This is a genomic window from Marinibacterium profundimaris (assembly GCF_002210095.1).
GTDB classification, from domain to species: domain Bacteria; phylum Pseudomonadota; class Alphaproteobacteria; order Rhodobacterales; family Rhodobacteraceae; genus Marinibacterium; species Marinibacterium profundimaris.
This window is the reverse complement of the sequence record NZ_AQQR01000017.1, coordinates 70,517-81,927: the sequence shown is the minus strand read 5'-3', so window position 1 is coordinate 81,927 and position 11,411 is coordinate 70,517. Positions and strand designations below refer to the sequence as shown.

Annotated in this window: 8 protein-coding genes; 7 read left to right on the top strand and 1 reads right to left on the bottom strand. The window is 59.8% G+C overall.

What is annotated here, in order from left to right:
- Positions 1–122: 122 nt before the first annotated feature.
- The 7 genes from ATO3_RS23145 (at position 123) to ATO3_RS28620 (ending at position 10,606) form a co-directional block, all read left to right on the top strand.
- Entirely contained in the window at positions 123–1,052 is a 930-nt protein-coding gene (locus ATO3_RS23145; RefSeq protein ID WP_088652258.1) for a DUF2493 domain-containing protein, read from the top strand.
- Between the two features lie 539 nt (positions 1,053–1,591).
- Positions 1,592–1,798, top strand: a complete 207-nt coding sequence (locus tag ATO3_RS23135) for a hypothetical protein (RefSeq protein ID WP_007120662.1) — start codon at positions 1,592–1,594, stop codon at positions 1,796–1,798.
- A 561-nt stretch (positions 1,799–2,359) separates the two neighbouring features.
- Positions 2,360–2,941 carry a helix-turn-helix domain-containing protein gene (locus ATO3_RS23130; RefSeq protein WP_088652256.1) on the top strand — a complete coding sequence of 194 codons (582 nt, stop codon included), beginning with the start codon at positions 2,360–2,362 and terminating at the stop codon, positions 2,939–2,941.
- On the top strand, positions 2,928–5,261 hold the full coding sequence (locus ATO3_RS23125; protein WP_088652255.1) for a relaxase/mobilization nuclease domain-containing protein: 2,334 nt from the start codon (positions 2,928–2,930) through the stop codon (positions 5,259–5,261). The genes ATO3_RS23130 and ATO3_RS23125 overlap by 14 nt, the downstream gene beginning before the upstream one ends.
- A gap of 8 nt (positions 5,262–5,269) precedes the next feature.
- Entirely contained in the window at positions 5,270–7,270 is a 2,001-nt protein-coding gene (locus tag ATO3_RS23120) for a type IV secretory system conjugative DNA transfer family protein (protein ID WP_088652265.1), read from the top strand.
- Between the two features lie 190 nt (positions 7,271–7,460).
- Positions 7,461–8,888 carry a phospholipase effector Tle1 domain-containing protein gene (locus ATO3_RS23115; protein ID WP_088652254.1) on the top strand — a complete coding sequence of 476 codons (1,428 nt, stop codon included), beginning with the start codon at positions 7,461–7,463 and terminating at the stop codon, positions 8,886–8,888.
- Between the two features lie 104 nt (positions 8,889–8,992).
- The gene (locus ATO3_RS28620) at positions 8,993–10,606 is read left to right on the top strand and encodes a hypothetical protein (protein ID WP_143747342.1); all 1,614 of its coding nucleotides are present in this window, start codon (positions 8,993–8,995) and stop codon (positions 10,604–10,606) included.
- Between the two features lie 60 nt (positions 10,607–10,666).
- On the opposite strand, the gene qatD is transcribed toward ATO3_RS28620, so the two are convergent.
- Complete coding sequence (gene qatD / locus ATO3_RS23100) at positions 10,667–11,410, bottom strand: Qat anti-phage system TatD family nuclease QatD (protein WP_088652251.1); 744 nt, start codon at positions 11,408–11,410, stop codon at positions 10,667–10,669.
- Position 11,411: the final 1 nt, after the last annotated feature.

The window sequence follows — 11,411 nt, the reverse complement described above, 5'->3', positions numbered from 1 at the left end:
CTTTTGCGCCCGGCAAGCCGGCGGCTGCGCCGTCCCTGACCCGGGCAGATTCGGAAACCAGGCATTCGGCCATGCCCCCACACTCACGTGGTGGCCTAGGAACCGAACACTGGAGACCAGACATGGCTTACGACACCGCAAACACCTACGAGACAATCGAGCTTTTCGGGCTTACGGAAAAAGGCGCACAGCTTCCGATCCCCGAGGATCACGTCCTAACCGACCACATCATTCGCGAAAGCTTCGAGGCTTTGCTCGGCCAGCTGCGCGGGACCGGGCTTGAAGCAGAAATCGAACCGCTGGCCCATGGGCTCGCGACGATCCTGCAGCGCCGCAAGGTGGCGCTTGGCAAGGAGGTCGACCGCACCGCCGACAAGATCGGCGCGCTGGCAAAATCCCACGACGGATCGGAAATCGCCGAGACCGCGCTCGAAGAGGCGCAGGCGCGCTTTCTGCAGCTGCGCGAGATTGTGAGCGCCATCGAGGTGATGAGCGAGGCTGCGGCGGAATGCTACGAGATCGAGACGGGCCACGCTTTCATCCCGGCAGCCGGATCGCGGGCAAGCGTCCGGGCGCAAGAGACCGGGGCGATCTTCGAGGCGCGGCAGCTCCTCGAGCAGCACGACCGTGAAACCGCCGAGAAATCGAAAGTCGAGGGGGTGCCCCTGATCGTCTCAGGCGCCACCGACTGGACCGATGTCGATGTGATCTTCAACACGCTCGACAAGGTTCGCGAACGGATCAAACAGAACCGCAATCAGGAGATCTTCCTCTGCCACAAGGGTGGCAAGCACGGGGCGGAGATGATTGCAGCTCGGTGGGCTCGGGCACGCGGGGTCGCACAGGCGCGCTTCGATCCGCGCTGGTCCGCGCATGGCCGGGCGGCACCGTTCAAGTGCAACGACGAAATGCTGGACGACAAGTTCGCGGCGACAGGGGTTGTTCTCTTCGGCGGCAACGGGGTCGCGCTGAACCTCGGGCAGAAGGCGGAAGCGAAAGGCCTGACGGTCATGCGGGTTGCTGACCCGGCGAAGAAGGCGACGCAGGATTGAAGAGAGGGGGTCGCGCTTGGCGCGGCCCTTTCGTCATGTCTCATGGCGCGTGCGGTCGGTCACGCGTGATCGGGAGCGCGCGGCGGCCAGCACCGTTATTCCTTTACCCGGTCCGTCAGAGTGCGGCCCATCCGCATCGGTATGGGCTCGGGATGGTACGCACCTCACGCACATCGAAAGCAGTGCAAGACGCGAGGGGTCGAGACGTCGCATATGAGGCTGAACACCTGCACGTCCCTCGGGGCGTGTTTCGTAACATCGCATCCACGCGGGCGGGCTCCGTCAGCACACCGGCCAGGCTCGGCGTGACGCGGACGCGGATGGTGGCGGCTGCGTGATGGCAAGGGTCATCCGGATCACTCCTTTTTGCTCATTGATGTGGATCGCACAGGGTCGGCCCGTTCGTGCCCTCAGCTTACGCTTCGGCAAGCACAAATACGGCTTCCACGGCGGAGCCGCGGACCCTCCGCATTTGCGCTTGCGACCGGGCCTCTTGCCCCCGTGCCGGGTGATCCCCATCGCAACAAGGAGTAACCCAAATGACCAACCACTACGTCGCTACCGTCCCCGTCAAGTTCACCGATACCGATGGCCAGGAGCGCACCCGTTTTCAGCGCGTGGGCGCGATGTTCCGCAACACCCGCAACGGGGACGGCTCGGAGTTCTTCAGCCTCAAGCTCGACTTCCCGGTCGCGGTCTCGGAGCTGGTGATGTTCCCACCGAGCGCGAAAGATCCCCAGGACTAAATCCTCTGACGAGGATGGGCCGCCCCAGGACGATCTTGGGGCGGCCCTGTCCCTGTTCCAGGGATGCCGGTTCCGGCGCGCGTGATCGCCGGCAGCGACCCCTCCTTGGTGCCGGCCGCTGCGCGTTCAATGGACGCACTCCCCCCGGAACGATCAGGCCGCGACAGACCGGCCAGTCAGCCTCAAGGGGGCCATCCACAAAAACCTATCGGCCAGGGCCTCCCGGTTTTTGCGGCAGAGATTTGGCAAGCCAAATCTGGCCCTCCTTGACCCTGCCTGTCCGCCCTGTCGGTGGGGTTTGCGCCCGCCCGCGGTTCCGTCCGAACACATGCGTGTTCGGCCAGCCCTCGGGCGGGGCTGGTGGACGGGACCCCTAGGACAGGTGGGTCGCCCGGTGGTGAGGGCGGCAGAGCCGCGTCCCTGCGGGCCGCGGGGGAAGCGGACACCAAGGCTGCCTGAGCCTGAATGCGACGTAAGTATATAATTGACAGCTAGGTATATTATCGTAAGGTAGGGGCAGCCTTGGTGGAAGGTGGCAGGAAATAGGGGGTCTTTCTTCGCATGTCTCGATCAAAACGTCTCACAGATGCGGACCGCATGGAGATCGTTCGCGAGGCTGCGGAAGGTGTGACCACATCGGCCCTGGCGGAGCGGTTCGGCGTGTCAGTGCGGGCGATTCAGTACACGCTCAAAGCCGATGCCGAGCGCCAGACGGATGCCGCGATCCCGGTCTCAGCGGTCAGTGTGAAGGTCACGGCTGCGGAGCTTGCGGCGCTCGACGAGGTGCTGGCCGAGGCCGGGATCGAGAGCCGGGCCGAGGGGCTGCGGCGGCTGATCCAGGCGGCGGGCGGGGTGTTCGTTCCGGACGCGCAGATGGCGGCAGAGATGGCGCGTTACCGCGCTTCACTGCACGAGGTCGGCAATGGGGTCGCGCAGATCGCCAAGCAGATGACGCAGGCCAATCGGCAAGGGCAGGGGGCCGGCTCGGAGTTCACCGAATTGCGCCTCGCGCAGATGCGCGGGCTGGCGAGGTTCATTCTGGATTCTGCTGACGAGATCGATCTGCTTCTGCGCCGCCGTCGAGACGCGATGCAGCTGCAGGCCACGGCCGCGCTGAGGGAGTTTGCCCATGCGGCTGAATGATGCCGTCCATGCCGTCACGGGCGAGGTCTTCCGGGATGGCTGGAGCCGCGTCCGGGGCTCGATGCAAGGTCTGCACGTGGCCAAGCAGACCCAGCTGACGCGCGCGGCAGCAGGGCATCGGCCAGCGGTCTTCAAGGCGATCCGGGGCGGGGGCACGCATACCAAATCGCAGCTCACAAACCAGCTCGATTACCTCACCACCAAGTCCACACATATCGTGGACAGTAGCGGGTTCCTGGATGGCAAGGCGAAGCTCGAGGCGGGTGACATCAAGGACCTGACCGAGCGCTTTGCAAAGCGCTGGGATGCGGGCTTCAAGCCCAAGCTGGGCCAGACCACACACATGCTCATGTCCTTCCCCATCGGCACGCGCGGGGAGGATGTGCGCGACATTGCGACGGATGTGGCCGAGCGGTACTTCCAGACTGATGAGGGGCATTTCGACTACATCATCGCGGTGCATGAGGACCGCGATCATCCGCACGCGCATCTGGTGCTGAACCGCCGCTCGCAGGAAGGCGAGTTCTTCTTTCTGGGTCGCAATCATCGCTTCAACTATGACGACTTCCGCCTCGCCATGGTCGAGGAGGCGGAAAAGTACGGTGTGCGTTTGGAAGCCACGCGTCGGGTGGATCGCGGGGTTGTGCATTACCCCGCTCGCACCAGCGAGGTTTATGCCGCGAAAGAAGAGGGTCGCGCGCCCCGCGAGCGCGAACGCGTGGGGGCCGACTTGACCCGGACGCTGGCGGAGATCGCCAATACCAGAACTGTCTATCATTCGCTTGCCGCGGAGGCCTCCCGGGAGGCTCGGGAAGACATAGCCGCGGCACTCTTCCGCGCGGGCGAGGTGCTCGCGCATGGCGGGCAGGTGGACCGAACAGGAGATGTGTATATGGCCGAGGATCAAAGCTTCGAGGATCTCAGAAGCCTCTATGCGGAGAAGCTCGCGCGGGTGCAGGGCATGATCGCAGAGAAGTCTGACGCGGAACGTCCCGTGCTGGAAAAACGCCTCATCGAGATCCAGACGCAGGTCCAGCACATGCAGCCTCTCGGTTTGCGATCACCCACGCTGTCAGAGACCCCCTCGGAGGGCGGGGTCTATTCCGAGGCCAATATTGACGCCAGCCAGCGCGGGCGACTGGCCGAGCCCGATCTGAGATCGCGCATTGACGCGGCCCTGCGCGGCACGGGGATCAGCACATCGGAAGTGGTGGCCCGGATCGAGACGGGCGCCTCAAATGCAGCGCTCGAGCATCAATGGATCGCCAATGATCTCTCCAAAGTAGCTGAGGCGCGCGATCTGAACCTTGAACGCCGCGCCGATCTGGAACAGGCGCGCGACATTCTCAACGATGTGCATGTGGAACTTGGCACGCTGTTGGAGCGCGAGAACGTGCTGCGCCGGGATGGTGTCATGGAAGCGGAACCGGTCAGCGAGCATTTCCATTATAATGAGGGCGCGGTGCGGGCGATGGAAGGGACAATCCGTCAGGAGATGCGCGCGGATGGCCTGACAGCGCAGCAGATCGAGGACCGGGACTGGGAGGTTGTCTCACGGGCGGAGCGCCGGATCGAGACGGAGCAGCGCACATATCTCGAGGCACACCCAGACCTGCTCGCACGCCCAGGTGATGTGATCGACCGGTCCGCGCCCTACAGGGAGACCATCACCGATGCGGCCCGCGCCAGCGAGATCACCCGCGAGGTCGACCGCATCATGGAGGGACGCGACGTCCGCACGCCCGTTGCAGATGCTGTCACGGATGACTTGCGCGCGCGCTATCCGGACATGCCGTCCCACCTCGCCCGTGGGCTCGGCGCGACCTATGCGGCCGTCGTCGAGATACGCGACACGGAGGTCATCAATCAGGTCCGCCGCGAAACCGAGATGCGCGACGGGCTCGGGTCTGGCACGCGCGACGACATCCTCGCAGCCCGCGATGAAACGACGGCGCGGTTTGACCGTACAAACCGCCTCGCCGACGAGATTGCGCGTGTCCTGGACCATGAGCAGGCGGGGGAGTTGTCCGCGCCTTTCGAGACTGCAGCGGAGCGGGACGCTTTCCGAACCGAGATCGCGCGGGTGCTTGATGACCGTCAACTTGAGCGGCTCACATCCGGCGATGCCGATGTGCTGGAACAGGTTCTCGAGGACCGCCTCGACCGGCTCTATGTCGCCAAGGTCTATCTGCAATCCGATGCAGCGACGGCCAACACGGAGGCCTTGCGCCAGGTGGTCGATGATCTTGCCGACACCGAATATGAAAAACACCGCGCGACAGATGTGGATGGCGAGACCGAGCGGGGTCAGGTCCATTGAGCGCCGCCATGGGAAAAGCGCGGATCGCCACGGGCGTCCTGCTTGTGACGCTGGTGACCGGGGCCATGGGCTATACCATCGCCTCGGCGGTGCTGACCTACCAGGATCTCGGCTTCGGGGCCGAGATCGACTTTGCATATATCGCGCAGAACTATCTGGCGATCCTGGACCGCCGCCCGGAGGACGCGCAACTTATTCACCTGATCATCGGCAGCTTCGCTGCCGCCGGCCTCATGCTGAGCCTCGCCCTCTCCGGGTCCGCCCTGACACGCTTTGGCCAGACCCATTGGCAGAGTGCGCGCGAGATGAAGGCCAATGGCTTCTTCGGGGCGCCAGGGACCGGGTTCATCCTCGGCAAGATGGGGCCGCCGGGCTCCCGCGCCAATTACATTTGCTCCAAGGTCTTCCCCCACGCGCTGATCGTGGCCCCCACGGGCCGTGGCAAAACCACGGGCTTTGTCATTCCGAACCTGCTGACCTGGCAGGGCTCCGCCGTGACGCTCGATGTGAAGGGCGAATGCTTCGAGGCGACGGCCCGGCACCGCGCCGCCCAAGGCGACAAGGTCTATCGCTTTGCCCCCACCGATTGGGAGGGCAAGCGCACGCATCGCTACAACCCGCTCCTGCGCATCTATAAACTGAAAGATCCCGCGCGCCAGCAGATGGAACTGCAGCTCTTGGCGACGCTCTTCCTGCAGAGCGACAACGACCGGGTTCAGGGCCTTCTCAAGGGCGGGATCGACCTCTTCGTGGCGGCAGGTCTGCTGGCCTTCCAGCGCAAGCGCCCCACCTTGGGCGAGATCTATCGCATCGCGGCCTCGGGTGGGAACAAGCAGAAGGAGTACTTCGCGCGGGGCCACGAGGTGGACAACAGGGCCGCCAAGCTGATCTTCACGCGGCTCGCTTCGACCAATAACGACACGCTGACCTCCTATGTCTCGCTCCTGATGACCTCGGGGCTCGACCAATGGCAGAACCCGGCCATCGATGAGGCGACGGCGGTGTCGGACTTTGATTTCCGGACGATCCGCAAGAAACCCTTCTCGGTTTATCTCGTCGTCCAGCCGCTGATGGTGAAGCCGCTCGCGCCGCTGATCCGGCTCTTCTTCTCCGATCTTCTCTCCGCCATGCAGGAAAAGGACCCAGGGCCGGATGAGCCATGGCCCGTGATGATTATGCTCGACGAGTTCAACCGCCTCGGCAAGATGCCCATCGTGGTCGAAAGCATCGAGACCCTGCGCACCTATCGCGGTCACCTCGCTGTGGTCACCCAAACCATCCCTGCCCTCGATGAAATCTATGGCGAGAACACCCGCCGTGCGCTGCAGGGCAACGCGGGCGTGAAACTCTATCTCACGCCCTCGGATGAAAAAACTGTCGAGGAGCTGAGCAAGGCGGTCGGCAAGACCACGAAGACCGTCATCACGCGCTCCCAGTCCATCGGCAAGAACCCCTTCGAGGGCCGCAGCCAATCCACCCGGACCGAAGAAAGCTCGTTGCTGCCTGAGGATGAGGCGCGCCGCCTGCCGCTCGACGAAATCGTCATGGTCATCGATGCGCAAATGCCGGTCCGGGCAAAGCGGATCCAGTATTTTGATGATCGGCTGTTCAAGGCGATCCACGCCGCACAGACGGGCGAGCTACCGTTTCCGGAGCCGGGGGGAGGGGGATCGCAAGGCACGCTGCCGCTGAGTGTGCGCGCCATGCCGATGACGCCGCCTGCGAACGGACCAAGTGGACCTGACGCCGTCGTGGAAAACTCAGCTCAGGCTTCTGGTGGTCAACTGTCACGGCAAACTGACGGCGTTTCAAAGAAAACCGCGCCCGTCGTTCAAGCTGTGATCGCCGAGGAACAGCGCCAGATGGAGATGGATTTTGGGAGCCAGGTTGCGGATGCCGAGGCTGCGAGCGTCGTTGATGAGGCGCAGATGCGCTCTGCTGTCGATGGTCTTGATACGTTGGAGGCAACTATGGAGCGGAGCAAGAACGGCGTACGAGAAGGGATTTAGTTATTCATATTGGTTCGTAGTCCGTTTTCGCGCGCTCAAGCCTAGCGCCAACGGTATCCAATTCCCATGGGCGCTGATTGTGAAGATCTCTGTGATCCCCAGATTTGGTCTGGCGAGTTTAATTGACTTTACGACAACCAGCGAATAGCGATTTAGAGGAACAAATTAAGAACGAAGCGGGGTTAATTGCATGCCGAAGAACATTTTAATTTTCTCGGATGGGACCGGACAAGTCGGTGGCATGAAGCCAGACCAACGGCTCTCAAATGTCTATAAGTTGTATCGTGCGGCCAGGCCCGGTCCATCCTCCCCGATCAAGCCATCCGAACAGGTTTGCTTCTATGACGCAGGCCTCGGGGCGGGAGAAGTTGGCGGGTTGACGTTTCAGCGAGTGCGCAACGTGCTTTCTGCGGCAGTAGGCACAGGAATCGATGAAAACGTTATCGATTGCTACGAAAAAATAATTTCCTACTACGAACCAGGTGATCGCATCCTTGTGTTTGGTTTTTCACGTGGTGCATACACCGCACGCGCCGTAGCTAACGTGATGAACCTCTGTGGCATCCCAACCAAAATGCCGGATGGATCTGCTGTCCCACGCTATGGAGCGCCGCTTAGGAAGATCGCAAGCGACGCAGTCAATTTCGTCTATAATCATGGGAACGGATACTCGCGCGGTCAGGAACCCTATTTTACCCGAAGGGAAGAGCTCGGAAGGCGGTTTCGACGAAAGTACGGTAGTTTCGTCCCAGGTGCGGAGGAAGATGTTCAAGGCAACGTACAACCCACGTTTATAGGCGTCTTTGATACAGTTGCAGCGCTCGGAAATGTAGTTGTTGGGTATCTCATAATCGCGAGTTTGGTGGCGCTTGGCGGTGTGTTCTCTGCGGCCTTGTACTGGTCTTGGCATTGGATATTTTGGTCCGCTCCAGGAGTGTTACTGGCGGTCATTTCATTTTGGTACATCAAGTTGCGCTGGTCGCAGTTCAAGTATTTTTCTCCCGATCCCGAAAAGCCATTGAGAATCTCGAATCCACGCGATTGGTGGTCAATCTGGAAACACGGTCACAGAGCAGTCTGGAACCGCAAAAACTATGACAAGTGGTTAGATTCCGATGTTGGGTTTGCCCGTCATGCATTGGCCATAGACGAGCATCGGAGAGATTTCCCACGGGTTAAGTGGGCGATGAAAGCTGAGGCGGCGAAAACAGCAGGCAGAAAGCCCGAATGGTTGAAACAAGTATGGTTTGCCGGGTGCCACAGCGATGTGGGCGGCAGTTATCTGGAACCAGAATCTCGACTCAGTGACATTGCGTTGGACTGGATGGTCAGCGAGTTGAAGGAATGCGTACCTGAGATAAAGATAAACAAAAGCATTCTTTTCCGATCTCCGGATCCAGTCGCTCTTCAACACGAAGAAACATACATGTTCAAGTTCGGCCCACTAAAGAGGAAGTGGCCGGCCAAACCACGTATCGTCGATCCAATTTTTAAGCTGCACCCATCGGTAATTCAGCGGCTAAAGGCTGACTCTGTGCCTCAAGTTGGTGAAGTGAAGCCCTACCGGCCTGAACAGCTTAGGGAGCACCCGCAAGCTAAGAAGTACTTCGAGGACTGATGATACCAGTAGTCAGCTTGGTGCAGGACAGGCAGAATGTGACGTACAATGGCGAAATGATGTGTGTTTCCTTCCAAGAAATTCGAACGAGTGGGGGCTGACTGATGAAAATGAAAAGCCTAAAAAAATACAAAGTGGGCGGCACAGGATCCAAAATGCAGCTAGCTATTCCGCTGCCTCAAACACCGGACGGACGCGTTTACCGCTATTCTCCGAATGAAATCGCGCATCCCCGACACTTCGTTCTTGGCAATAGGGAAGCCGGTTTTTTCGTCGAAGAGCACAAGCGTGAGCGGATGAGGCAGGAACCAGGGACGACAAAGACTGTATGTCCTTACAGTGGTGTCATCGGCGATGACGGGGACTTCACGCATCCGAAGGACCAGGAGGCCGCGATCAAGATCGTCAAACATGCGGCAATGCAAGACGTCGAATCTGCATTTTCGGAAATGCTCAAAGGCGTTGCTCAGAAAAGCCGCGGTGGGATCACTATCAAACCAGGTACACGTACACGTCGCCCAACCCCGCAATTTGGTCGACGTGATCTCATGCGCCTTCTTATTTGTGACTGCTGCGGGCGGGATTATGGTGTCTTCGCGATTGCGCTCTACTGTCCGGACTGCGGTGCCCCAAATATCGCACTTCACTTCGGGCGAGAAGTCGAGCTCGTCTTGCAGCAAGCCCGGATAGCAGAGGATCTGGGTGAAGACCGACAGGAACTTGCGTACCGTCTTTTGGGTAACGCGCATGAAGATGTTCTGACCGCCTTTGAAGCGGTGCAAAAGGTAGTCTACGTTCACAGGGTTTCTAAGGAAGAAACAGGTGTTGTGCCTGCCAAACCTGTGCGCAACGATTTTCAGAATGTCGAAAGGGCTCAAAAACGCTATGCTGAATTTGGCTTCAATCCGTTCTGCGTGCTGTCCGAGGACGAGCGAGAGCTGCTCAATCTCAATATTCAGAAGCGGCATGTGATCGGACACAATCTCGGTGTGGTTGATGCCAAGTTCGCAGAAAACGCGCGAGACGCGCGCCTGGGTGAAACCGTGGAACTAGTTGGGTCTGACATTCGAGAGTTCGCCAGGTTGTGCCAACTAGTGATTTCAGCGCTGGATGATTGGCTTGGGGACTTAAGCTATCCGATTGCCCCGAAGGCTAAGGAGGAAACGGGCGGCAGGAACGAACCCGAGACTAAGGAAGGCACAGTTGGGGATCTTGGTAGTCTGGCATCCAGGATTGGCCGTTGGCTCTGTGAACATTCGGTTTCTGGTATGCCTGACAATATCGACGAGGAGGGCATTCTAACGGCATTTTCGGATATGGAAGAAGGCGAGCTGAAGGAGGCGTTAGCTGAGCTTGAAATGGAGGGCTGTGTCGTGCTGTCGCATGTAATTGGAACGCGCCTCCCACGCATCCAAACGGCAGAGGAGCTCTTTCTGGTTTTTGACCCCCTTGTCTTGAAGTCGAGCCCGATCACAGACGCTTTGCATCTCGTCGATCTCGTTTTGGCGGGAGATGGCTCAGTGAGCTTATCCGACTTACATGATCAAAGCGGAATGGACCAAAGGCGGTTCAACCCGGCAGCAGGGATGATCGTGGCAGAGATTGGCGAAGGTCGTGTGAGCCGCACATACTCGCCTGACTATCCGGCGAGGTACTTCACGATGACCGCAGAGGACCGTGTCGCATTGAAGCGGCTTGGCAAACAGTTGACGGGGTAGGTGAAACCTCACGAACAATCCAGCACCCCAATGTTTGAGAGAGTCTTTGCAGCTTCTTTTCTAGGAAACTAAGTTGCGTAGATTTCGAGCTAGAAGTTTCCGGATTTCGAGAGGTGTGTCGCCAATACTTGACGCTAATAGGTCAACGACCTTCGAAACATCACCTGGCTGAACCGGCACACCGTCACGTTCGACGAATGGTCCGTCGGTCTCCGTCAATAATCGGTCGGTCGGTATGCCCTTGAGCACCGCATCAACCTTCGGTGTTGCGAACATGCGTTCGTTGATTGAGAAGTAGCACCCCATGTCCACGGCCCTTCGCGCCTCGCTGGCACTACCTGTGAACCAGTGCAGCACGACAGCGCCACGGCCCATAAGTAAGCTGGCCTCTACCATGTCGAGTACGTGCTTCGCACACCGGACGCTATGCAGACTTAGGACTTTATCACCAGCTTCAGCACAGAGCTTTAGAATTTTTCCGAACACTTCCTTTTGAGCCTCAAAAGATCGGTAGTGGCGCGGGCTTGCGTCGAGTCCGATTTCACCAACATATCGTGTCTGGGGCAGCAGGTCCGCGAAGAGAGCCAGTTCAGAGGCGCGTTCTGCGACGAGCTGCGGATGCAGGCCCAGGGCGACGCGCACGAACGGACTGTGCTCCGCCAACTCCTTGTTACGTGCAAACGCTCTTGGGGTGGTCGTGACGGCCAACGTTGCGGTCCTTGAGGAGTCACATATTCGGATCGCCTCTGCGAGGTCCGGATATAGATCGAGATGGGCATGGAAGTCGACGAAATCAGGTTTCATA